General features: G+C 44.4%; 21 protein-coding genes. 16 read left to right on the top strand and 5 right to left on the bottom strand.

Translation table 11 applies throughout. From position 1 onward, the window contains the following. The first annotated feature begins 75 nt into the window (after positions 1–75). The 5 genes from helD to J2T16_RS04050 all read left to right on the top strand — a co-directional run bounded on the left by helD (position 76) and on the right by J2T16_RS04050 (position 5,527). Entirely contained in the window at positions 76–2,496 is a 2,421-nt protein-coding gene (gene helD / locus J2T16_RS04070; RefSeq protein WP_499017801.1) for an RNA polymerase recycling motor HelD, read from the top strand. 316 nt (positions 2,497–2,812) lie between these two features. Then, entirely contained in the window at positions 2,813–3,562 is a 750-nt protein-coding gene (locus J2T16_RS04065) for a gamma-glutamyl-gamma-aminobutyrate hydrolase family protein (protein WP_499017800.1), read from the top strand. Positions 3,563–3,899: 337 nt separating this feature from the next. Further along, the gene (locus tag J2T16_RS04060; protein WP_221788810.1) at positions 3,900–4,250 is read left to right on the top strand and encodes a DoxX family protein; all 351 of its coding nucleotides are present in this window, start codon (positions 3,900–3,902) and stop codon (positions 4,248–4,250) included. 25 nt (positions 4,251–4,275) lie between these two features. Further along, entirely contained in the window at positions 4,276–4,980 is a 705-nt protein-coding gene (locus J2T16_RS04055) for a response regulator transcription factor (protein WP_499017799.1), read from the top strand. A 121-nt stretch (positions 4,981–5,101) separates the two neighbouring features. Then, positions 5,102–5,527 (top strand): MarR family winged helix-turn-helix transcriptional regulator, encoded by a 426-nt coding sequence (locus tag J2T16_RS04050; RefSeq protein ID WP_499017798.1) that lies wholly within the window; start codon positions 5,102–5,104, stop codon positions 5,525–5,527. 167 nt (positions 5,528–5,694) lie between these two features. Here J2T16_RS04050 and J2T16_RS04045 read toward each other — a convergent pair whose 3' ends face one another. Together J2T16_RS04045 and J2T16_RS04040 are read right to left on the bottom strand one after the other, a co-directional pair. Next, complete coding sequence (locus tag J2T16_RS04045) at positions 5,695–8,016, bottom strand: MMPL family transporter (protein ID WP_499017797.1); 2,322 nt, start codon at positions 8,014–8,016, stop codon at positions 5,695–5,697. A gap of 81 nt (positions 8,017–8,097) precedes the next feature. Then, positions 8,098–8,715, bottom strand: coding sequence for a TetR/AcrR family transcriptional regulator (locus J2T16_RS04040; protein WP_260510875.1), 618 nt, complete (start codon positions 8,713–8,715; stop codon positions 8,098–8,100). A 1,118-nt stretch (positions 8,716–9,833) separates the two neighbouring features. On the opposite strand from J2T16_RS04040, the gene J2T16_RS04035 reads away from it, so the two are divergent. Beyond that, a complete protein-coding gene (locus tag J2T16_RS04035) occupies positions 9,834–11,078 on the top strand; it encodes a saccharopine dehydrogenase family protein (RefSeq protein ID WP_154889177.1) in 1,245 nt (414 codons plus the stop codon). A 1-nt stretch (position 11,079) separates the two neighbouring features. Continuing rightward, a complete protein-coding gene (gene nspC / locus J2T16_RS04030; protein ID WP_154889175.1) occupies positions 11,080–12,207 on the top strand; it encodes a carboxynorspermidine decarboxylase in 1,128 nt (375 codons plus the stop codon). A gap of 131 nt (positions 12,208–12,338) precedes the next feature. Here nspC and J2T16_RS04025 read toward each other — a convergent pair whose 3' ends face one another. After that, entirely contained in the window at positions 12,339–13,121 is a 783-nt protein-coding gene (locus tag J2T16_RS04025) for an SDR family NAD(P)-dependent oxidoreductase (protein ID WP_221788715.1), read from the bottom strand. 113 nt (positions 13,122–13,234) lie between these two features. Here J2T16_RS04025 and J2T16_RS04020 point away from each other — a divergent pair, with 113 nt between their 5' ends. Together J2T16_RS04020 and J2T16_RS04015 are read left to right on the top strand one after the other, a co-directional pair. Further along, positions 13,235–13,591, top strand: coding sequence for a MerR family transcriptional regulator (locus J2T16_RS04020; protein WP_090915862.1), 357 nt, complete (start codon positions 13,235–13,237; stop codon positions 13,589–13,591). Positions 13,592–13,734: 143 nt separating this feature from the next. After that, a complete protein-coding gene (locus J2T16_RS04015; protein ID WP_090915864.1) occupies positions 13,735–14,607 on the top strand; it encodes a YitT family protein in 873 nt (290 codons plus the stop codon). 86 nt (positions 14,608–14,693) lie between these two features. Here J2T16_RS04015 and J2T16_RS04010 read toward each other — a convergent pair whose 3' ends face one another. Beyond that, the gene (locus J2T16_RS04010; protein WP_090915866.1) at positions 14,694–15,365 is read right to left on the bottom strand and encodes a cyclase family protein; all 672 of its coding nucleotides are present in this window, start codon (positions 15,363–15,365) and stop codon (positions 14,694–14,696) included. Between the two features lie 181 nt (positions 15,366–15,546). Between J2T16_RS04010 and J2T16_RS04005 the strand changes: the two genes are divergently transcribed. Continuing rightward, a complete protein-coding gene (locus tag J2T16_RS04005; RefSeq protein WP_145330658.1) occupies positions 15,547–15,744 on the top strand; it encodes a hypothetical protein in 198 nt (65 codons plus the stop codon). Positions 15,745–15,965: 221 nt separating this feature from the next. Beyond that, on the top strand, positions 15,966–17,099 hold the full coding sequence (locus tag J2T16_RS04000; protein ID WP_090915870.1) for a serine hydrolase domain-containing protein: 1,134 nt from the start codon (positions 15,966–15,968) through the stop codon (positions 17,097–17,099). A gap of 234 nt (positions 17,100–17,333) precedes the next feature. On the opposite strand, the gene J2T16_RS03995 is transcribed toward J2T16_RS04000, so the two are convergent. Further along, the gene (locus J2T16_RS03995) at positions 17,334–18,368 is read right to left on the bottom strand and encodes a DMT family transporter (protein ID WP_312027613.1); all 1,035 of its coding nucleotides are present in this window, start codon (positions 18,366–18,368) and stop codon (positions 17,334–17,336) included. A gap of 267 nt (positions 18,369–18,635) precedes the next feature. Here J2T16_RS03995 and J2T16_RS03990 point away from each other — a divergent pair, with 267 nt between their 5' ends. From J2T16_RS03990 to J2T16_RS03970, 5 genes are read left to right on the top strand one after another with little or no spacing between them, the layout of a single operon-like run. After that, a complete protein-coding gene (locus tag J2T16_RS03990; RefSeq protein ID WP_221788717.1) occupies positions 18,636–19,625 on the top strand; it encodes a LacI family DNA-binding transcriptional regulator in 990 nt (329 codons plus the stop codon). Continuing rightward, positions 19,618–20,496 carry a ribokinase gene (gene rbsK / locus J2T16_RS03985; RefSeq protein WP_221788718.1) on the top strand — a complete coding sequence of 293 codons (879 nt, stop codon included), beginning with the start codon at positions 19,618–19,620 and terminating at the stop codon, positions 20,494–20,496. The genes J2T16_RS03990 and rbsK overlap by 8 nt, the downstream gene beginning before the upstream one ends. Further along, entirely contained in the window at positions 20,496–20,897 is a 402-nt protein-coding gene (rbsD, locus tag J2T16_RS03980) for a D-ribose pyranase (RefSeq protein WP_154889159.1), read from the top strand. The genes rbsK and rbsD overlap by 1 nt, the downstream gene beginning before the upstream one ends. A 14-nt stretch (positions 20,898–20,911) precedes the next feature. Further along, the gene (locus J2T16_RS03975; RefSeq protein WP_221788719.1) at positions 20,912–22,393 is read left to right on the top strand and encodes a sugar ABC transporter ATP-binding protein; all 1,482 of its coding nucleotides are present in this window, start codon (positions 20,912–20,914) and stop codon (positions 22,391–22,393) included. Positions 22,394–22,403: 10 nt separating this feature from the next. Further along, entirely contained in the window at positions 22,404–23,366 is a 963-nt protein-coding gene (locus tag J2T16_RS03970; protein WP_418792753.1) for an ABC transporter permease subunit, read from the top strand. Positions 23,367–23,373 lie beyond the last annotated feature (7 nt).

The raw sequence follows: 23,373 nt of genomic DNA, 5'->3' as shown, positions 1-23,373 counted from the left end.
ATACATCGGATTCTTCGGTTTGTCAACGCGCTTTTTTTCTCCAAAAAAAATGGGCTGAGGAGTGTGGTTAAAGATATGACAGAAACGAACGAATGGCAATTGGAAAAAGAAAGATTGGCTTACGTGCGAAATGAACTGCAGGCGAGACTTGCTGAACTTGAACCCCAAGTTGAAGGTCTTGCGGATCAGGCTACGGAAATTCGTAAACGTTTCTGGGAAGAAGTCACGATTAATACGGGTTCATACACGGATTTTGAAGAAGCCTTTTATACCATTAATCAGCAAGCGAGAGTGTTGGCTGAACGAGAACGTGGGCATAAGTTATTAGTACAGCAGTGGAAAAATGTAAATCGTTTATTGCCTTTACCTTACTTCGGACGTATTGATTTTAAGGAAAAGGGTCTTGGTTTTACGGAGCCAATTTACATTGGGGTGTCTTCTTTTACAGACAAGGAAGGCTTGGATTTTCTCATCTATGATTGGCGTACACCTATCGCGAGTCTCTATTATGACTATGGCTCCGGTACGGCAGATTATGAGACACCTATGGGGAAAATCGAGGGGACCGTTGAACTGAAACGTCAGTTTCAAATTCAGGATGGTCAGTTGCTGGGCATGTTTGATGCTAGTGAAACCATTGGGGATGCCATGCTCCAGGAAGTGCTCTCCAAAGGTGCGAACTCTCAGATGAAAAGCATTGTAGCAACGATTCAAAAGGAACAGAATGCCATTATCCGTGATGATCGCAGCCGAATGCTGATTGTTCAGGGCGCCGCAGGTAGCGGAAAGACATCCGCTGCGCTCCAGCGAGTGGCCTATCTATTATATAAACATCGCCAGACGATCAAGGCAGATCAGATGGTTCTTTTTTCGCCAAATCCGATGTTTGCGAGTTATATCTCGACCGTTTTGCCAGAGCTAGGTGAAGAGAACATTCAACAGACGACGTTTCAGGAATACTTGAATTATTGGCTGGGATCGAGCTTGAGTCCGGAAGATCCACTTGATCAGATCGAGTATGTGCTTACTGCTGGTGCGGAACCAGATTACACTGCTCGTATGGAAGGCATTCGCTATAAAGCATCCGCGGAATTTATGAAAGCTTTGAAGAACTATGGGGAATGGCTGGGTCGGGAAGGGTTAAACTTTATCGGTGTCCGGTTCCGTGAACGGGAGTTTATTACTTCAGCTCAAATGAAGGCACAATTCTCTACGTATGATATCCACCTTTCGTTACCAAGTCGGATATTGTTATTACAGGAATGGTTACTGAAACAGCTGTCTGTTCTAGAGCAACAGGAACGACAAGCGGACTGGGTGGAGGAAGAGTTAAATTACCTCGACACGGACGACTACGCGGATGCGTACGGTAAGCTGCACAAGGAAAAGGCTGTGTTCGAAGTGGCGGAGCAGTATGCAGCACGGGAGAATGCTGGCAAACACCCTGACCTGGATGAAGGCTCATTTGATTTTCTGGAGCGAGAAGAAGAGTTGCTACGGCGAAAAATAGTGAAGCAAACGTTCAAGCCTCTAAGGCAGCGTGTCCGAAAGTTTAAATTCGTCAATGTACAGTCAGCCTATGAACAACTATTTGTAGATTCCGCAGCCTATCAAGATCGTACAAATGGAGCGGCAGTTCCACCTCACTGGGATGAAATCTGTACCCAAACCAGAGATATGTTGCGTCAGAACAAGCTGTTCCATGAAGATGCTACCCCATATTTATATGTAAAAGAAATGATCGAAGGGGTACGAATCAACACGGATATCCGTCATGTGTTCGTCGACGAAGGTCAGGATTACTCGGCATTTCAATATGAATATCTCAAAAAGCTGTTCCCTCGTGCCCGCATGACGGTACTTGGTGATTTCGGACAAGCGATCTATATGCAGGCGACAGAACTTGCCGCTACTGATTCGCCATTAATTTCGTTATATGGAGACAAAGAAACGACGCTTATTCGGCTAGTACAGAGCTATCGCTCGACTCGTGAAATTGTTGAATTCACGAAGGCGATGCTACCTGGCGGTGATGAGATTGTTGCTTTTGACAGAAGGGACCAGAAGCCGGCTTTAATCCGGGTGGAGGCAGGAGAGAACGGGCGTGATGAGTTCATTCGATCTGACGTTGAGGCGCTTCAAAAAGAGGGTTTTCGTTCGATTGCGATCATAACCAAAACGGCAGCCGAGAGTCACCTTGCATATGAACGTTTGCGAGAGGTCGGTGTAGAGGGACTAAGGCTGATTACGAAAGACACGGAGCAGTTTGAAAAAGGCGTGATGGTCATTCCCGTGTACCTTGCCAAAGGTGTGGAATTCGATGCAGTGCTTGTGTATGATGCTTCATCCGGCAAATATGGAGAGGAGTATGATCGCAAGCTTCTTTACACGGCTTGTACTCGCGCGATGCATCGGTTGAATCTATATACGTCGAAGGACTGGTCGCCTTTTTTGCAGGCATTGCCTGAAGATTTGTATGATGTGAAAAATGTATAGCACTACCTCTAAATCATATAATTCTCGGCATCCACGGTACAGCTGTCCAAAACGGCTGACAATATGCAACAGCTGGTTCAACGGTTTACACTCTAATACGTCAAAGGAAAGTCGCTGCGTACAGCGGCTTTTTTTACGTTGAAATCTATTTTTTCTCATGCTAACAGAGGATGTAACAGGTAAGGAAATGCAAGGTTTTGTGCATGTTGTAAAGCGGAAACTCTGATAGAATAAAACAAACTTGAATGTAAATACCGATACGATATAAACGATAAATGAAGCGTTGAATCCAATATAAAACAGGAGGTGGCTTGGGATGAACAAACCGATGATAGGGGTACTGCCTTTATACGATACGGACAAAAAAAGTTACTGGATGCTTCCTGACTATATGAAGGCCATTGAAGATTCAGGTGGTATACCGGTCATGTTGCCATTAACGACAGACGAGGACATTATCGCAGCGCTAGCGCACACCTTTGACGGATTTCTGTTTACTGGTGGCCATGATGTTAATCCGGAACTTTATGATGAGCGGATGCAGAGCGTCTGTGGTGAGTTGTGTATGGAGCGGGATCAGATGGAGGTTATTCTGTTTAAAAAAGTGATAGCGCTTGGTAAACCAGCCTTCGGCATATGCCGTGGATTACAGCTGTTTAACGTGATTTTAGGCGGAACGTTATATCAGGATATCCCGACAGATATGGATGCAAAGCCTAAGATTATTCATCAACAAAAACCCCCGTATACGAATCTCGTACATTCCGTACATATTGAAAAAGATAATCTGCTTCATGATATCTTGCAGACGGATCAGATTCAGGTTAACAGCTATCACCATCAGGGCATCAAAATGTTGTCGGATCAATTAGTGGCTGTTGCCATTGCGGAGGATGGATTAGTTGAATCTGTCGTCATGCCAGGTTATTCGTTTGTACTCGCTGTTCAGTGGCATCCGGAGTATAGTTATGCCGTGGACGGGTACAGTCAGCAGTTATTTGCAGCTTTCGTCAGAGCATGCAGTTCAGCACGATTTAAGAGCCCTGTGCAGGACATTACGGCTTGATTCTAGTTCGATGGATATGAAAGGTTGAACACAAAAATCACTTTCGAGTATAGATTAGAGCATACGCTTGAAAGTGATTCTTATTTTTTTATTCGAGATAACGTATGAATGGTTACATTTCAATAAAGTTATACTCCGGGGTTGACATTAGATTAAATTTAAAACAAAATATATGCTATAGCATATAGAATGCCAATGGGATTGATGGTTGTTGTTAAACGTGAGAGCTGTCAGTGCAACTAAATAACCTTTTTCATAAGCAGAGTCACAGACCAGATACATGGTATAGCATGTAATTGATTTGCGCGATCTATATGTAATAACGAATGAAAGAAGGATAGCGATGTTCATTTTTATTACGGTTTTACAGGTTCTGTTAGGCCTCTTTTTCCTGGTTACAGGAAGCAAAATTATTTCGGGGAAGATGGCCGATGAATTCAAACGTTTTGGATTGCCTTCATTCTTTAATATTTTGACCGGATCGTTTGAGATTGTTGGAGCTATGGGTATGCTTGCTGGCATATGGGTACCTGGTGTTGCATTTTGGGCAGGATTGTTACTGGGGGGTACAATGATTGCTGGAGCCTTTACTTTGATTGTTTTAGCTAAAGATCCTATACAAAAAGCCATTCCTGCCATTGTTCTATTCGTTCTTAGCTTGATTGTATCACTGTATTATTTCTTCTAAGCGCTGAATAAGGAGGAGACGTAAGATGGGACTACAATCCCAACAAATTCTAATTGTTGAAGATGAGCTGAGAATTCGAAATCTTCTACGGTTGTATTTAGAGAGAGAAGGTTTCGAAGTAGATGAAGCTACCACAGGAGAGATTGGTCTGGAAAAAGCACTTCGTTATGACTACGATCTGTTGATCCTTGATGTCATGTTACCTAGCATGGATGGCTTTTTCGTAACTTCAAGAATACGTCAATATAAGACAACTCCCATCTTAATTTTAACTGCAAAAGATAGTGCAGAGGATGTTATTCAAGGTTTTGAGTTAGGAGCGGATGATTATGTCACCAAACCGTTTAGTCCACGTGAAGTCGTTCATCGTATTAGAAGTGTCGTTCGGAGAAGACAAGCGGGGAATCACGAAAACCTTACTTTTTATCGAAGATTGAAATTGCGTGATTTCATATTGGAAGACGATCACAAATTGTCTTCTAGGGGGAAAGAGATTCATTTAACTCCTAAAGAATACGAATTGTTATTTTATTTAGCGACGTCACCAGATAAGTTGTTTTCGAGAGAGAATATACTTCAAAATGTATGGAACTATGATTATAGTGTGGACTATCGTACCGTAGACACACACATCAAACGAGTTCGGGAAAAGCTGGATGACATTTCGGCGGGTTCCTCCTCTATGATCAAAACGATATGGGGGTTAGGATATAAATTTGAAATCGATTAATTAAGTAAGCATCTGATTGAAAATCAGTTTAGCCAGCTCATTCATTGATGAGTGTCGTTTGTAACATTCGTTCAGATCACCTATAATTGGGTGTAAGAAAATGATGAATGAGGGTACAACAATGGACTTATACAATGTGACTGGTTTTTTAATTCACCGGACAGATCTCAAGCTTACGAATTATTTTATCAAACAATTGAAACCTTACGAGGTCACGCCTGAACAATGGAGTATTATTTCTTATATGGATCTCGATAAAGCTACGACTCAAAAAGAGTTGGCAGAGGCTATCGATCGGGATCAAACGACTGTCGTTCGAATGATCCATTCATTAGAGCGTAAAGGAATGGTTCAACGTATCGTTAATGATCAAGATAAACGTTCACACCATTTATATTTGTCTCCCAAAGGAGAAGAAGTGAAAGAAAAGTTGTTGTTAACGGTCCAAGACGCTCATAACTATGTTACACGGGGGATAGAGCCTGAGGAACTGGAGCAATTAAAGGCAATATTAGAGAAGCTGTACATGAATGTTCGAGAGGATTAGGTGAATTTAAGATAGAGAGTTAAAGTATTCTAAATACATGCTATAGCATGTATTTAGAAGTCGCGTTGTTTGGGTTAGATAGTATTGTGTTAGATAATAGGCTTAATGTAAAGACCTCCTCATGAACTGAGGAGGTCTTTTGTTGAAGATATATTATTGAAAATCCGTTATGATTTGGAACCCGACTGTGACTTAACTTCGTTTTGGGCATTGAGGGAAGCAATCAGTTTTTCGCCTTCCACATCGAGATTAGGCAGGATGCGATCCAGCCATTTCGGAAGAGACCAAGCTTTATCGCCAAACATCGCCATAATGGCCGGAACCAGAGCCATGCGAATGATAAAAGCATCAACTAAAATACCTACCGCGAGTGTGAAGCCGATCTGTTTAATCATGACATCATCAGTAAAGATAAAACCAGCGAATACGGAAACCATGATAACCGCAGCGGCAACAACGACACGACTAACCTGATTATAACCATGTATAACGGATTCCGTTCCACGGTGACCATGAACATAGGATTCGCGCATCGAGCTAACCAAGAATACCTGATAATCCATGGCAAGACCGTAGAGAATCCCGGTTACGATTATAGGCATGAAGCTGAGTAACGGGCCGCCTGTATCGAAACCAAAAAGGGAGTGCAACCAGCCCCATTGGAACACTGCGGTTGTCATGCCGAATGTAGCTAGAATGCTAAGCAGGAAACCAATCGTTGCTTTGATCGGAACGATGATCGAACGGAACACAAGCAACAAGATAATCAATGAAAGTAGAATGATGATACCTACATAGATCGGGAAAACCTGAGCCAGCTTGGCGGACATATCAATATTTACGGCGGTAAGTCCGGTTACGCCAAGTTTGACGTCATAGGTCTTAGCCATATTAGAGTCTGCTGACCGCAGGTCGTTAACCAACGTCTTAGTCAATTGATCGTTAGGACCTGTCTTGGGAATGAGACTGAAAATAGCCAAATCCTCCGTCATCCCTAAAGGAGAGACTTGAGCCACGTTATTCTGACCCTGCAACTCCATGGCGAGTCCACCCAGAAGCTCTGGTGTCATTTTGGCAGAGGCATTACGTGGTTCGGCCACCAGGATTAGCGGCCCGTTAAAGCCTTCACCAAAACCTTTCGAAATGGCATCATAGCTCTGTCTTGCATCCGTATCCAGGTTTGCTGAGGAAGCTCCCGGAATGCCCATTTCCATTTTAGTAATCGGAGTTGCGGCAAAACCAAGGACAAGGATAATCGCAATAACGGTTGCCCAGCGATGTTTAATAACGAATTTGACCCATCTGTTAGCCACGCCATGACTTGACGCTTCTGATGAGTTAATAGCTTTCGCACGAGCTTTCTTCGAGCAGATTCGTTCACCAACAAGGCCGAGCAAGGCTGGCAGTAAGGTTAATGCAACGAATACGTTGATCAGTACCGTTGCCGCTGCGACGAGTGCCATCGTGGACAAGAAAGTGAGTCCGATGACGAGCATACCGCAGAGGGCAATAATGACGGTTAAGCCGGCAAAAAATACAGCACTGCCTGATGTGCCAATTGCCCGCGCTGTAGCTTCCTGTGCGCTTAGGCGTTGGTCAATAATCATCCGGCGCTGACGATTGACGATGAAAAGTGCATAGTCGATGCCGACAGCCAAACCTACCATTAGAGCCAAAACGGATGTCACACTTGGCATATCAACAAATTTGGAGATCGAGAATGCTCCCCCAACCCCAATAGCGACACCAAGAAGGGCTGTGATCAGTGGCAGGCCTGCTGCAACAACGGAACCAAGGGTAATGAGCAGTACGATGACCGCGATAACCAGCCCTACAATTTCGGCGGAACCAACCCCGATGGATACGGATTTAAGCGTTTCACCAGGCAATACCTTAATCTGTGTGCCTTCTTCAACTTTCATGACCGATTGAATAACAGAATCAAACACATCTTGCGTAATAGCAGACTGTTCAATCGTGAATTGGAACTGAAACAGTGCTGTGCTACCATCCGATGAGATTAACAAACCTGGCACGGGAACGTTGTTCACCATGAATGGACCGTATGGAGGCGGCGAGGCTGTAGCCGACTGGGCCATGTTCATCGCTTGAGCCGCGTCCGCAGATGCCCCTGAGTTGTTCGCTTGCGCAGCAGCATAGTCGGCTGGATTAATCACTTTGTCCAGCCCGTATACTTCGCTGACACCTTTCATAATGGCAGCGGTACGTTCAGGTGTATCCAGCCGCTCGTTGTCCGGCGCTTTGAACACAACGCTTCCTTGACCGCCAGAGGCGGCAGGCAGTTCTTTTGCAAGCTGATCCAAAACTTTCTGTGATTCTGTTCCTTCAATTTTCATTTCCGAGCTGATGTGCACGCCGTTGATACTGATCATGGAGATGACGATCCCCAGAATGATCACCCAGCCAATAATAAAATATCCCGGCTTGCGAAAAGCAGTTTTTCCTATTTTATATAATAAGGTAGACATTTCTCTTTTTTACACTCCTTCTATTATAAGTATGACAATTCTAATGGTGGATTATGATTAAAAGACGATAAAAGAAGGAGCTTAAAATCCTTTTCGCAAATGATCAAACACCGTTTCCATAAACTGCTCAAACGGGACTGCATCTGAACCTGAGTCGGCAGGAATTTGCTTACCGGGCAACAGTACGTTCAGTCTTCCTTCAATTAAGGGCAACACGGTGCCATAAATAGCGCTGATCAACAAGTAAGTATAGATTTCGTCGTTTTGGCCGTTCGACAGGTCAAGCAGGGTTTCCTGCGCCTGAGTTTGCAGTCTGTGCATCGCTGCCAAATAGTGAGGTTCAAGCACGGGATAGGTTCGGGACAAGATGACAAGTTGATGCAGTCTGCCAATCAATTCGGACGTGAGTTGCATTTTAACCAGTTCATACATAATTTCCAGCAGTGAGGCATGATCCGGAATCTCTGTGATCAGATGTTCAAGCTCGGCTGTATTTGGTACAGATAGAGCTCCAAGCGCAACAGCTTCTTCCTTGCACGTAAAGTAGTTGGCAAATGTTCTACGAGAGCATCCGACCTGTCGCACGATATCTTCTACCGTAAATCCATCTAGTCCATGCTCCAGCGTCAGATTAAAAGCAACTCCGGCAAGGGCTTTCTCCGTGGCTTCTTTTTTTAAGTGTCGCAACGTTCGTTTCATAATTTATACCGCCTATGCGTTCACCTCCTTAAGATGGATTAAAGGAAAATATCCACAGTATCTCTTTTGTGAAAATAATCATAACAACAATTTGCCCAATGTGCAAATTTACTCATTGTGCAAATTAATGGTGTGAATGAATATCCAATAATAGTTTATTAATATGCACCTTATTTCGATTTAAAATTTGTACTTTATAGACACAGTGCATGCTTTGATGCTCTTTGGATTACATCCCTGTAGATTGTTTGAATTATTCGTAAACCACCATCAGAGAACTATATTGACAAATGGAGAAACGTTCTTTCGAAAAAGTATGGCTTCATTAGGAGGATATATCGATTAAATCAATACAGAAGGGTAGAGGCTGAAGTTAAAATATAACAGTCATGACTTTATCTATAATTACGTGAGAAGTGGACTTGAATAAAAGAGGGGGCATATTTATGCAGAAAAGTTTGATCTCAAGTGAAGAACGCTGAAGTTGACTTTAAAGGTTATGATGAACAGTTCATTCCTGATCTAATAAAATAAAAAATAAATTTTAAAATATCTCTTGATTTTTCGGGAAACGTCTGATAGTGTAATACCTGTGATTTTGGAAAGTTGATTTATCAATATGAATTAGAGCTTTCCAGCAGATAATTTTTGACCACTTCTACCAAGGAGTTAAGGCCATACGGACAGCCGGGTCAAATGCCGATTGGCAACTTCTGTTGCCTTATTGATTGAGTTCAAAGCTCAAATTTTATAAGTTGGTTACTTTACAACCAGTGCATCTGCACATCAACTTGTGAAACGGTCAATAAGAGTGGTAAAGGCGAATTATTTGCTATATAGACTCTGATCCAATATTGATATACATGAAGAAGCTTTCCGCTGAAGGGGTTCTTATGGACTTTTTTGGTCAAGGAGTCTTCACGTCTTTTTTATGATGTATATCGACAAGCAAGTGTGATGGTGTGCGCAAAAGTGCGACATTTTTCACCTTGCTTTTTTTATTGTATCAGGAGCGGGTGGACGTTGCATAATGAAACAATACAACTGCGAACGTCATGGAATTTTACGAAAAAAACAAAAACTAAAAAACCTGATTATGGGGATAGGAGAATGAGAAAATGGGAAAAGCACTAATCATCGGCGCCGGCGGCGTAGCTTCTGTAGCAGTACACAAATGCGTTCAAAACAGCGAGGTTTTTGAAGAAATCTGTATCGCAAGCCGTACCAAATCCAAATGTGATGAACTGAAAGCAAAATTGGATGGCGGCAAAACAAAAATTACAACAGCTCAAGTGGACGCGGACAATGTAGAAGAGCTGATTGCATTGATCAACGAGTTCCAACCGGATATCGTAATGAACTTGGCATTGCCATACCAGGATCTGACGATCATGGATGCTTGCCTGGCTACGAAAACAAACTACATGGATACAGCAAACTATGAGCCGGAAGATACGGCGAAATTCGAATATAGCTGGCAATGGGATTACAAAGAGCGTTTCGAAAAAGCAGGCATCACTGCACTGCTGGGTAGCGGATTTGACCCTGGCGTAACGGGCGTATTCTCCGCATACGCATTGAAACACTATTTTGACGAGATCGAATATATCGATATCCTCGACTGCAATGGCGGCGACCATGGTTACCCATTTGCAACAAACTTCAACCCTGAGATCAACATTCGTGAAGTTTCTGCGAACGGCAGATACTGGGAGAATGGTGAATGGATCGAAACTAAACCGATGGAAATCAAACGTGTGTACGACTTCAAAGAAGTTGGCGAAAAAGATATGTACCTGTTGTATCATGAAGAGCTGGAGTCTCTGGCGAAAAACATGCCTGGCTTGAAACGTATCCGTTTCTTCATGACATTTGGTCAAAGCTATCTGACTCACCTGAAAGCTCTGGAAAACGTAGGAATGACTTCCATCGAGCCGATCGAGTTCGAAGGAAAACAAATCATTCCTTTGCAATTCCTGAAAGCTGTTCTGCCTGATCCGGCGTCCCTCGGACCTCGTACAGTAGGTAAAACGAACATCGGTTGTATCTTCAAAGGTAAAAAAGACGGTCAAGACAAAACATATTATGTATACAACATCTGTGACCACCAAGAGTGCTATAAAGAAGTAGGTTCCCAAGCGATCTCTTACACAACTGGTGTTCCGGCTATGATCGGTGCGGCTATGGTGATGACAGGAAAATGGAACAAACCAGGCGTATACAACGTGGAAGAGTTCAACCCGGACCCGTTCATGGAAGAACTGAACAAATGGGGACTTCCTTGGGTAGAAGACTTCAATCCGGTTCTCGTGGATGAGCTGCCAGAAGAGTCTAAAGCTAAAGAATCGGAGCTTGTTCGCTAACATGCGGTTCGAGCAATTACCGACACCCTGTTTTGTTGTTGACGAAGGTCTGATTGAGAAAAACTTGAAAATCCTGAACGGTGTAATGCAGCGTACAGGAGCGAAAATCGTGCTTGCGCAGAAGGCGTTCTCCATGACGGCGATGTATCCGCTTATTGGAGAATACCTGAGCGGTGCGACTGCGAGCGGTTTGTATGAAGCGCGTCTCGGTCACGAAGAGATGGGCAAAGAGAATCATGTCTTTGCTCCGGCTTTTCGTGAGGAAGAGATGGATGAGATTGTTTCGATCTGTGATCACATCATTTTTAATTCCTTTTCACAACTGGCAAAATTCAAGGATAAAGCACTGCAAGCGGGCTGTAAGGTTGGTTTGCGTGTGAATCCGGAATGCTCCACTCAGGAAGGACACGAGATCTATGATCCGTGTGCTCCAGGTTCACGCTTCGGCGCGAAGCAGGAGGATTTCCGTGCAGAGTTGCTTGAAGGGGTGTCTGGACTGCACTTCCACACGCTGTGCCAGCAAAACTCGGACGACTTGGAAACAACGTTGAATGCATTTGTTGAGAAGTTCGGACAATGGTTGCCGCAGATGGAATGGATTAACTTCGGCGGAGGACACCATATTACCCGTGAAGATTACGACATTCCAAGACTCGAAGCTTGTATTAAACGGATGCAAAATGATTATGGTCTGGAAGTGTATCTGGAGCCGGGAGAGGCGGTTGCTCTCAACGCAGGTTATCTGGTGACTTCCGTACTGGACTTCCACAAGAATGGCATGGATATTGCCATTTTGGATACTTCAGCAACTTGTCATATGCCAGATGTTCTGGAGATGCCGTATCGTCCGCCATTGATTGGATCGGGTGAAGTGGGCGAGAAAGCTCACCTGTATCGTCTAGGTGGTCAAACATGTCTGTCTGGTGACGTGATTGGCGACTATTCATTCGATGAGCCTTTGAAAGAAGGCGACCGTCTCGTATTTGAAGACATGGCGATCTACTCCATGGTTAAAACCAATACGTTTAACGGCATGCCGCTTCCTGCCATTGCGGTTAAACGCAAAGATGGAGATTGCGAAGTTGTACGTGAATTCGGATATCAGGATTTCAAAATGCGTTTGGCATAATACTTTATTATATATCCGAGCAATATAGAGATATTACAATAGAGAGTAATAATAGTGCAGTACAAGTAAAAGGCTGTCCAAGGTCACAGGCTTCGTGTGACCAGAGGACAGCCTTTTTTTGGCTACTTCTATTATTCGTTAGAATCGACAGGTTTGCTTGCAGCTCTTGCGGCATAGGGGAAGATTGGGTCCTTCAGTTCGAATTCATACGTTAGACCATTCACAATACCTACAACATGTTTGCTGTCATAGAGATCGAGTAAAAATCCAGCCATTTGCTCGGCTGTATGGAACTTGGGCACACGGCCTTCATACTGGAACTGATCCAGATCAAAGGCACGTTCAGCAAACTCAGTTTCTGTGGCCGCAGGTGCCAGCACTTTGGCTTGCATTGGAGCGCCTTTGCTTTGGAGTTCTTGTGCTAGCCCTTCGGTAAAGGCACTGACATAAAACTTCGTGGCACAATAGGTCACCGCATCTGGAACAATAGTGTAGCCGCCTCCTGAAGAGATGTTGATAATCTGCGTGCCCGGAGTATTGGCATAATCCCGAACATACAGAGTGGAGAGAATCGTCAGTGCTTCAATATTCAGATGAAGCATTTGCTCGATTTTAGGCAAATTTTGCTCACCGACCGAAGCAAAGTTGCCAAAGCCTGCGTTGTTGATCCATGTTTCAATGGAGTAACCTTTCAAGCTTTCATAGAAAGCATGTACATCTGCGGCAATGGACAAATCCACTGTACGAACAACAACATCGAGTTCCGAGTTGAGTTCGGCGATTTTATTTTTTAACAAATCCAAAGCTTCGGTTCTGCGGGCTGCTAAAATGAGATGTTTGCCTCTGGCTGCAAAAGCCAAAGCGGCTTCATACCCGATACCTGAGCTGGCACCGGTAATAACGGTATATTTCATATGAAACTCCTCCTGAGATAAATTCAATCTATATTGTGGGATGACCACGAATTGATTATACTGATTAGAGTTTACTCTAAGTCAAGCCATCCGAAGGAGGAGGTGAAACAACCATGCATACGATCGGAGAAGTCGCCGAGATGCTGGGCATCAGTGCACATACGTTGCGTTATTATGAGAAGGAACAAATTATAATTCCTTTGCGTGACTCCAGTGGGGACAGGCGCTATAATGAGTCGCATCTTAAATGGCTGCAGTTTGTCATCAAGCTGAAAGAAACACAAATGCCGATTGCGATAATCAAACAGTATGCTTCTTTATTTCAAGAAGGTGAGCATACGGCTCCAGAACGTTTAAAGTTGCTCGAGAACCATAAAAAAGCCGTTGAAGATCAGATGAATACCCTTCATGCGGCGAATGAAATGCTTGAACTTAAAATCACGGCATATCGATCCTTTATCGGGAAATAATGTAACGTAGAAAGAATGCGATTGGAAGACTGAACTAACTTTTGGATTGCCCTTCTATTGCCAAATGTGTGATTTTTGTTATAGACTATTTTTTATGTTTGTTAAAATCTATCGTGTTTATCGTTTATCAAGGGGGAAATGGAATGCATCAACACAAACCACACAAGTCGAACCAGCTCAAAATCCTTTCCAAAGCGCTACTCATCATTATCGGGGGATTCATCACGGCCTATGGTCTGGAGGCCATATTGATTCCAAACCAGGTATCTGATGGTGGCGTAACCGGTCTCAGTATCGTCGGCTCGAATTTGTTCGGATTGCCACTCGGATTACTCATCGGATTGCTAAACATTCCGTTTGTGTGGCTCGGTTACAAGCAAATTGGTAAAAGCTTTGCACTTTACTCTGTAATTGGTATTGCGTCACTGGCGATTAGTGCCAGTCTGATGCATCATGTGCCCACGATTATTAAAGGGGACACGTTGCTGGTAACGGTTGTGGGTGGTATCATTATCGGTTTTGGTATGGGTCTTGCACTACGTAACGGCGGAGCACTTGATGGGATTGATATGCTTGCCGTATTGTTATCTCGTAAGCTTCCGTTCGGAACGAGTGACCTGATTCTATTCCTGAACATGTTTGTATTTATCGTTGTTTCGACCGTATTTGGTCTGCAAGGTGCGATTTTGTCAGGACTCGCTTATTTCATTGCCTCTAAAGTGATACATATTGTTGAAGAAGGTTTGAGCGGTTCGAAGACATTCAAAATTATTACGACACAACCGGAAGTCATGGTGGAGACTATTCGTGATCGACTCGGACGCGGAGCAACGTACACCGAGGCATATGGTGGATACTCCAACGAGCAGTTCAAGGAAATCACTTGTGTCATCAACCGGATGGAAGAGAGTAAAATCAAAGAAATCATTAACGAGATTGACCCTACAGCCTTTGTTGTTGTCTACGATGTAGCCGAAGTGAAGGGCGGCAATTTCAAGAAGAAAGACATTCACTAAGAACAAGCGTTGATAAGAGCAGCCCTCTTGTCGGCGCTTTTTCTTATCTTTTTTTCACAAAACCATAATCATTCCGCTAGCCAGCCTTAATCTTCCGTAAAAACAGTAGCAAAGCTGCTGTCGACGCCTTCAATGTACAGAGGGATCGCGTAGACCCTAGAGATATGGGAAAGATCCTGATTCAGATTCAGATCTTCAATGACGAGAATGTACTTACCGTCGACCCGACCTTTACCCAGAATAATCTGGTGAAAAGCAACGGCTTCGTCTGGATGATTCGCTGCACCAGCGGATATCATATCGATACCAATAGCACGCAAGGAGTTGAAAATCATCAGGTACTGTGCTGCCGAGGCGGATAAACCCGGGTTATGATTGGCGTATCTGTCAGGATCAGATGAGCGAATTCTGCCAAATCCCGTGCGAATCAGCAGCAGGTCAGCTCCAGCGATCTGATGCTCATAAGGCTGCAGATCAGCTTTGGTGATCAACTCATCATCACTTTTGGGAATATCAATCACCACGGGGTGTGTAAAAATAAAATCATCTATCGGAATCTCACTGATCTTTTTGCCTTGAGGATTAAAATGCCACGGCGCATCAATATGTGTACCATTATGATTAAGGCTTGAGACAATAAACTGGTTGTAGGCATCACCTTGAGCGATACTGGATTGTTGCTGTATCACGACGGGAGGATTACCTTTGTACACCGGGGTGTTCACACCCAGCGGATAAGACAAGAGAAGGCGCGTCATATTGGGAATGATCTCCTTTCCTTTGCGTTAACCTGGATTACTTGCATTTACTTGCATAAGTGGGGCTTCTGTATGGAAAGCTTTTGTATATGAGTCGAACTGGATTGGTGTGCAAATTCTCTTTAGTTCGATTTATGTAGTGAGAAGACGTACAAGACATTTCAATATGGAGGTTAGTGCGATGACAAAGCAAGACCCGCAGGAACTTTTGAAACAGAAGCACGAACAGGATGAGCACAAAAGACAATTTACCAATTTCTCCCGCAACGTATCCGGTCATGGTGAGATGGAGGCAGGGCAGGAATTTAGTCAGGATCACGTAACGGATGACCAGAATCGTATGAAATCGGTTGAGAATAGACGATCTTATCCAAATTAACGTGCGAATATGATATTAAGGTTATTAGCTGGTCCAGTTATGGATCGGCTTTTTGCCATTTGAAATGCAATATCTGGCCTGACGAAATTAACATTTAATCAAACTAGTCAACAGGTTCAAAAGGTCGTATAGTAGTATATGTCGTAGGGAAGAGAAGTATATTTCGCTAAGTGCTCTTCATGGCACAAACAACACAATTTTACATATAAGGATGGGGAAATATGGACTTTAAACCGGTTGCTTCATTAATTGATCGTTTAACCTCATGGAGAGTTCCATGGGCAGAAGTGCTTATTATGCATCAAAACGAAACCGTTTTCCAGTATCGCAATGGATTTGAGAATCTGGAGGAGAAGACTCCAATTCGGGATAACGCCATCTTTAATTTGTACTCCATGACCAAGATTATGACCTGTGTTGCTGCACTGCAACTGGTTGAGAAAGGGGATATCCTTTTACTTGACCCGCTTTCTCAGTACTTACCTGAATTTGAGGAAATGCAGGTGAAAAAGGCACTTCCGAATGGCGAGGTGTACTATGAGAAAGCGACAAGACCAATAACGGTGCGTGATCTATTTACGATGACTGCTGGTTTTTCATATGATATCCATTCGCCAAGTATCAAGGAAGCCGTAGAACGCACGAATGGAACACTGCCAACGCGAGAGTTTGCGAGAGCTTTGGCCAAAGAACCACTCATGTTTGAGCCGGGTACCCACTGGAATTATAGCATGTGTCATGATGTGCTTGGTGCACTGGTCGAAGTCGTAAGTGGCAAACGATTCGGCACGTATTTGCAAGATGAGATCATTAAACCACTTGGTATGCATGATACCACCTTTGACCTGAATGAAGCTCAACAATCTCGTTTGATTCCGCAATATCTTTTTGATGAAGAGCAAGATAAAGCGGTACGAATGGACGGCAACGGTTTCCGTGTAGGTACAGAACTGGATAGTGGCGGTGCCGGATTGTTATCTACTGTGAACGATTACGCCAAGTTCCTGAATGCACTGACCGGATTTGGCACAAGCCCTGAAGGCGTGCGGATTTTGTCCCGAGCTTCCGTGGAGCTCATGAGAGCCGATCATCTAAATGACATGACACGACCAGACTTTTCATGGGATCATATGTATGGATACGGTTATGGTCTCGGGGTTCGTACACATATCTCCCCAGCAGGCAGTGGATCACTGAGTCCGGTTGGTGAATTTGGATGGGCCGGTGCGGCAGGCTGTATGGCGATTATCGATCCGGATTCTGGACTGACGGTGATGTATGCACAACATCTCTTGAACAGCCAGGAGCATTATGTGCAGCGCCGTTTACGCAACGTAGTGTATTCTTGCCTATAAAAAGCTGTATGCTCGAATGCTATTCTGATTAATATTAACTTATTTTGGACCCTGCTAAGGAAAAACAGCAGGGTTTTTGTTTGTTTTAATGGTATAAGGAGTGGGCCACGTACTCCTTATTATTTACATTTACCGTGGGAGAAAGTATGATATTATGGTTTAGGTAATTGGAACTAGAGGGAGATGTTTCCTCTTACATGATCATATTGTGATATTATAAACAAAAGCCGCTGATTAGCGGCTTTTTGTCATTCGAAGTGCGTTTACACGGTTGACCAGATAAATGCCAACAGATACTAATATTAACGCAACAAGATTTTTTAGTTCCCAGATCGTTTCTCCAAGAAACAATGCGGATAACAGGGCACCAAAGATGGGGATTAAGAAATTATAAACCGATACTTTGCCTACTTTGTTGTACTTCAGAAGCAGATTCCACAGGCAAAAGGCCACGGATGACAGCAAAGCCAGATACACCAGATTCAGTGTGGATTCCCATGTAAAATGAGTAACTTGACCTCCGAGTGACAGACCGAGCAGAGTCAGCACCAATCCGCCAACTAGAAGACTAACGCCGGTGATCACCATAACATCAATTGTTCCAGTTAAACGCTTCGCGTAAATGGCTGTTACCGAGAAAACGAGAGCGGCCATAATGATAAATCCTTCTCCTGTGAAAGAGAATGAAAAGGTAAGTAAGTCTGCATGAAAGTTGACGATAATGACTCCAATAAACCCGATTACACAGCCGATGATTTTGTTACGGCTCAGCTTATCATTTTTATAGATAAAATGGGCCAATACAACACTGAAAAACGTCGTTGTTGCATTCATGATGGACCCTTTGACACCGGTGGTGTTGGCTACGCCTACATAAAAAAACATATATTGCAGTCCTGTTTGCAGTACGCCTAGCATGCTCAAACCTGCCCATTCACGTCCGCTAAGCTTTGGCTTGCGTCTGAAACCAACGCGATATAGAAGTAACAGCAATATACCTGCCAAACTGAATCGATACCCGGCAAAAACGTATTTTGAAGCAATGTCTTCGGGTAAAATGTGAAAAGCAACATAGCCGAGTTTGATGGAAGGATAGGCACTCCCCCATAATAAGCAGCATAAGCCTGCAATGAGCATCACAATGAATGGATCGCTTAATTTGCTCAGATTCTCCTGTTCCCCTTGATTTTTGTTTTCTCGTGCTGTACTTTCACTTTGCGTATGTTCTGTTGCCTTTGGACTAATGAGTGTTGAATCTCTCTCGATCACGCTTAATCTTCTCCTCGCTTGTTGTGCACATCTGTATGTAAGAATAAACAATCATGCCTTATAGACCATATCATAAAAACCTGCTTTTGTGTTGGAAGAAAAATGGATTGGAGCAGGCAACCTTGTTATGAAGTGATGAGAGAAATTACAGAGATGATCGCGAGAAAAGTGTGTATGGATTTTATTTCCAACAACAGAGCGCTTGCCAAATGAAAAATAATGTGATAATTTATGTCTGTAACCGGTTACACATAAGGAGAACATTCCATGACAACAATTAAAGACGTAGCAAATCTGGCCGGTGTATCCGTAGCCACGGTATCCAGAGTGATTAATGACAGGGGCTATGTGCACGCAGATACTCGCAAGAAAGTTGAAGAGGCTGTCAAGGCACTTCACTTTTCACCGAATGAAGTGGCACGTTCACTATACACACGCAAGTCGAAACTGATTGGTCTACTGCTTCCAGACATTGCGAATCCTTATTTCCCTCAGCTTGCGCGGGGGGTGGAGGATCGGATGCAAGAGCAGGATTACCGCTTAATATTTGGAAACAGTGATGAGGATGAACGGAAGGAGCATGATTACATCCAGACGTTTATCCAGAATAACGTAGTGGGTGTGATCTCATCCACCAATTACCCTCACTCTTCGATATATGAAAAGCTGAAGATTCCCGTTGTCTTTCTGGACAGAACTTCGCTGGAACGACCTTCGGTCTATGCCGACGGCAGAGAAGGCGGAAGGCTTGCTGCCAAAGAGATCATCAAACGGGGCAGCAAAAGAATTACCGTTATGCAAGGACCATCCCATATTCGGCCGGCTCAAGATCGGTTTGAAGGAGCGATTGAAGTCATCCGGGAAGCAGGACTGGATCATGAGGTCATTCAAACCACCTCTTTTTCATTTAATGAGGCAGGTGTATGGGCGGAGGAACTGTTCAGAAAATTTCCGGACACGGACGGCGTTATTGCCAGTAATGACATCGCCGCAATGGCGGTTTTGCATGAAGCTTACCGGATTGGGAGGAACGTCCCGAATGATGTACAGGTTATCGGGTTTGACGATATTCCAATGAGTGGATTGTTGTCACCGGCATTGTCTACGATCAGGCAGCCAGCATATGAAATGGGCAGAGAAGCAGCAGGATTACTTATTCAGTTAGTAGAGCAAAATAAGATGGAGAATAAAAACATACAGTTGCCCGTGTCTTTCATTGAACGGGGAACAACGAGAAAGGTGAGAAACGATGGCTAACATTTGTGTTATTGGTAGCAGTTCAATGGACTTGGTTGTGACATCCTCCAGAAGACCGGGCGCGGGAGAGACCGTGCTTGGTGAAAGTTTTAAGACAGTACCCGGCGGGAAAGGCGCCAACCAAGCTGTGGCGGCAGCTCGTTTGGGAGCCGAGGTTGTCATGATCGGCCGTGTTGGAGATGATACATTCGGTACAGACATTTTAGAAAACTTTAAAGCAAATCGTGTAAATACAAGCAATGTGAAACCGGTTACACATTCGGAGAGTGGTACAGCTCATATCATCTTGGCAGAGGGAGATAATAGCATTGTGGTGGTCGAAGCGGCCAATCGCGAAGTGACACCTGCTTATGTGGATGAAGCTGCTGAAGCGATTCGTAACGCGGATATTGTGCTGATCCAGCAAGAGATTCCAGAAGAAACGGTGATTCATGTCAGCCAATTATGTGCCAAATACAAGACACCCTTACTGCTCAATCCGGCTCCTGCCCGTGCGGTTCCACAAGAGGTGATCGACAATGCATCTTATATTACACCTAATGAGCATGAGGCCGAAATTTTGTTCAAAGGCATGAAGCCTGCGGAAGCGCTACGTCAACATCCAAACAAATTATTCATTACGGAAGGCAGTAAGGGTGTTCGATATTATGACGGTAATGAAGAGGTACTTGTGCCAACCTATAAAGTTGAAGCTGTAGATACAACCGGAGCTGGCGATACATTTAATGCAGCATTTGCAGTCGCTCTGGCTGAGGGTAAGTCGATTCAGGACAGTGTGCGTTTTGCCAATCGGGCGGCATCGTTATCCGTAACCAAGTTTGGTGCACAGGGCGGTATGCCAACCAGGGACGAAGTAGAGGAGAGCTTGTAATGAAAAGAAACGGCATCTTGAACAGTCACATCTCTAAAATCTTGTCTGATCTGGGTCACACAGATCAAATTGCCATTGCGGATGCGGGCTTGCCCGTTCCGGATGGTGTGCCCAAGATTGATCTGGCACTCAAACTTGGTACACCAAGCTTTCGTGAAGTGCTGGACATCATTGCGGAAGACATGGTCATTGAGAAAGTGATCATCGCTAGTGAAATCCATGAAGGGAATCCGCAGACACTTGCGTACCTGAATGAGAAATTTGATTCACAGATCATAGATGATAGCCAGAACCATGAGCAGTTTAAAGCGTTAACCCGGCAAGTGAAGGCCGTTATTCGTACAGGCGAGGCTACACCGTATGCCAATTGCATTTTACAATCGGGAGTTCATTTCGGTTAAAAGGAGGCAGCACCATGCACATTCAGATGCATAATATCCATAAAGCGTTTGGCACAAATCAAGTGTTAAGCGGTGTGGATTTCGAATTAAAAGAAGGCGAGGTTCATGCCCTGATGGGGGAGAATGGCGCCGGGAAATCAACGCTGATGAACATTTTGATCGGTCTGCACCAACGGGATCAAGGAACCATAGAGATTGATGGCAAAGAGACGTACTTCGGTAGTCCAAAAGAAGCAGAGCAGCTTGGGCTTACGTTTATTCACCAGGAATTGAATGTCTGGCCTGAGATGACGGTACTGGATAACCTGTTTATCGGTAAAGAGATATCGTCCTCCGTGGGGTTGCTGAACACAAAACAAATGAAAGCGCTTGCTAGTGAACAATTCGCCAAACTTTCGGTGGACATTCCGCTAGAACGCCCTGCAGGAGAGTGCTCTGTCGGACAGCAGCAGATGATTGAGATAGCTAAAGCGCTTATGACCGAGGCCAAAGTCATTATCATGGACGAGCCTACAGCGGCTTTGACTGAACGTGAAATTCAGAAATTGTTTGAGGTCATTCGTTCTGTGCAAAAAAATGGCGTATCCGTTGTTTACATCTCTCACCGAATGGAGGAAATTTTCACGATCTGTGATCGCATCACCATTATGCGTGACGGGCGAACCGTGGATACCAAAGCCATTCCCGAGACAAACTTTGATGAAGTTGTACGCAAGATGGTAGGTCGTGAACTGACTGAGCGTTATCCGTCCCGTCATCCGAAATATGGTGAAGTCGTGCTTGAGGTGAGGGAAGCGAATCGGAAGGGATTATTTGAAAATGTCAGCTTTGATGTAAAAGCCGGTGAAGTACTCGGTTTCTCCGGTCTGATGGGATCGGGGCGTACGGAGATCATGAGAGCGATCTTTGGTCTGGATCGATTGGACAGCGGAGAAATCAAGATACGTGGCAAAAAGGTAAACATTCGCAAACCGGCGGATGCGGTGAAGCACGGTATCGGTTTTATAACAGAAGACCGGAAGGATGAAGGGCTGGTGCTCGACTTTTCCATCCGTGAAAATATGGCACTGACGAACCTATTCAGTTTTTCCAACAAAGGCTTCATCTCGAATGGGAAAGAGCAGGAGTTTGTAGACACACTCATCAAACGGTTGCAGATCAAAACCCAATCCTCGGAAACCGCAGCCCGGAATTTGTCCGGTGGGAACCAGCAGAAGGTTGTCATTGCCAAATGGGTAGGTATCGGTCCAAGCGTGCTCATTCTGGACGAGCCTACACGCGGGGTAGACGTTGGAGCGAAGCGTGAGATCTATCAGCTCATGAACGAACTGACGGATCGCGGGGTAGCTATTATCATGGTTTCATCCGAACTGCCTGAAGTGCTGGGTATGAGCGACCGCATTGCCGTTGTGCATGAAGGTCACATTACCGGCGTTCTACCGAAGGAACAAGCGACACAAGAACACATTATGACTCTAGCTACAGGGGGACAGTAACATGACAACGATGCAGAATACTAAAACAGCCAAAAGCGGGTTCCGCTTGTCTAGCGTAACACAAAAACTCGGCCCACTTCTCGGATTAATCATTCTAATTGTGATTGTTTCCGTGCTCAATCCAAGCTTTTTGGAACCACTTAATATTCTAAATTTGCTACGCCAGGTTTCCATTAATGCTTTAATTGCATTTGGCATGACGTTTGTTATTCTTACTGGCGGGATTGACTTGTCGGTTGGTTCTATACTTGCGCTATCTAGTGCCTTCGTAGCCAATATGATGTTATCCGGTCTTGATCCAATCCTGTCCATCATCATTGGGGTAGCCCTTGGTGGAGTCATGGGTATGGTGAATGGACTGATGATTACCAAGGGTAACATGGCTCCATTTATCGCAACCCTTGCAACGATGACCATTTTTAGAGGTCTGACACTGGTATATACCAATGGTAATCCGATTACAGGTTTGGGCGATAGCCTGCTGTTCCAATTGTTTGGACGCGGATACTTGCTCGGTATTCCAGTACCAGCAATTACGATGCTGATTACGTTTGTAATTCTGTGGACGATTTTGCATAAAACGGCCTTCGGCCGCAAAACGTACGCCATCGGCGGTAATGAAAAAGCTTCCATCATCTCGGGTATCAAAGTATCCCGCGTCAAAATTATGATCTACTCCCTTGCAGGTATGCTTGCTGCGCTGGCCGGCGCGATTCTGACATCGCGTCTGAACTCCGCTCAACCTACGGCAGGTACATCTTATGAGCTGGATGCCATCGCGGCGGTTGTGCTGGGCGGAACAAGCCTTTCCGGCGGCCGCGGACGCATTGTAGGTACTTTGATTGGTGTGCTGATCATTGGTGTGCTGAATAACGGTCTGAACCTGCTCGGTGTGAACTCCTTCTACCAAATGGTTGTGAAGGGTGTCGTTATTGCTATCGCAGTCCTGCTGGACCGCAAGAAAACCGCTTAAGGGAGAG

The organism is Paenibacillus intestini (assembly GCF_030803945.1).
Taxonomy (GTDB): domain Bacteria; phylum Bacillota; class Bacilli; order Paenibacillales; family Paenibacillaceae; genus Paenibacillus; species Paenibacillus polysaccharolyticus.
Note: the sequence above shows the minus strand (reverse complement) of the source record. Positions and strands in the feature narration are given on the sequence as shown.

What these genes read in the sequence shown, in the direction of transcription:
- J2T16_RS03975 (WP_221788719.1), top strand. Translation starts at nt 20,912, where the DNA reads ATGCACATTCAGATGCATAATATCCATAAAGCGTTTGGCACAAATCAA.
- J2T16_RS04000 (WP_090915870.1), top strand. Translation starts at nt 15,966, where the DNA reads ATGGACTTTAAACCGGTTGCTTCATTAATTGATCGTTTAACCTCATGG.
- J2T16_RS04045 (WP_499017797.1), bottom strand. Translation starts at nt 8,016, where the DNA reads ATGTCTACCTTATTATATAAAATAGGAAAAACTGCTTTTCGCAAGCCG.
- rbsD (WP_154889159.1), top strand. Translation starts at nt 20,496, where the DNA reads ATGAAAAGAAACGGCATCTTGAACAGTCACATCTCTAAAATCTTGTCT.
- nspC (WP_154889175.1), top strand. Translation starts at nt 11,080, where the DNA reads ATGCGGTTCGAGCAATTACCGACACCCTGTTTTGTTGTTGACGAAGGT.
- helD (WP_499017801.1), top strand. Translation starts at nt 76, where the DNA reads ATGACAGAAACGAACGAATGGCAATTGGAAAAAGAAAGATTGGCTTAC.
- rbsK (WP_221788718.1), top strand. Translation starts at nt 19,618, where the DNA reads ATGGCTAACATTTGTGTTATTGGTAGCAGTTCAATGGACTTGGTTGTG.
- J2T16_RS04010 (WP_090915866.1), bottom strand. Translation starts at nt 15,365, where the DNA reads ATGACGCGCCTTCTCTTGTCTTATCCGCTGGGTGTGAACACCCCGGTG.
- J2T16_RS04040 (WP_260510875.1), bottom strand. Translation starts at nt 8,715, where the DNA reads ATGAAACGAACGTTGCGACACTTAAAAAAAGAAGCCACGGAGAAAGCC.
- J2T16_RS04005 (WP_145330658.1), top strand. Translation starts at nt 15,547, where the DNA reads ATGACAAAGCAAGACCCGCAGGAACTTTTGAAACAGAAGCACGAACAG.
- J2T16_RS04035 (WP_154889177.1), top strand. Translation starts at nt 9,834, where the DNA reads ATGGGAAAAGCACTAATCATCGGCGCCGGCGGCGTAGCTTCTGTAGCA.
- J2T16_RS04015 (WP_090915864.1), top strand. Translation starts at nt 13,735, where the DNA reads ATGCATCAACACAAACCACACAAGTCGAACCAGCTCAAAATCCTTTCC.
- J2T16_RS04055 (WP_499017799.1), top strand. Translation starts at nt 4,276, where the DNA reads ATGGGACTACAATCCCAACAAATTCTAATTGTTGAAGATGAGCTGAGA.
- J2T16_RS03970 (WP_418792753.1), top strand. Translation starts at nt 22,404, where the DNA reads ATGCAGAATACTAAAACAGCCAAAAGCGGGTTCCGCTTGTCTAGCGTA.
- J2T16_RS04065 (WP_499017800.1), top strand. Translation starts at nt 2,813, where the DNA reads ATGAACAAACCGATGATAGGGGTACTGCCTTTATACGATACGGACAAA.
- J2T16_RS04020 (WP_090915862.1), top strand. Translation starts at nt 13,235, where the DNA reads ATGCATACGATCGGAGAAGTCGCCGAGATGCTGGGCATCAGTGCACAT.
- J2T16_RS04050 (WP_499017798.1), top strand. Translation starts at nt 5,102, where the DNA reads ATGGACTTATACAATGTGACTGGTTTTTTAATTCACCGGACAGATCTC.
- J2T16_RS03990 (WP_221788717.1), top strand. Translation starts at nt 18,636, where the DNA reads ATGACAACAATTAAAGACGTAGCAAATCTGGCCGGTGTATCCGTAGCC.
- J2T16_RS04025 (WP_221788715.1), bottom strand. Translation starts at nt 13,121, where the DNA reads ATGAAATATACCGTTATTACCGGTGCCAGCTCAGGTATCGGGTATGAA.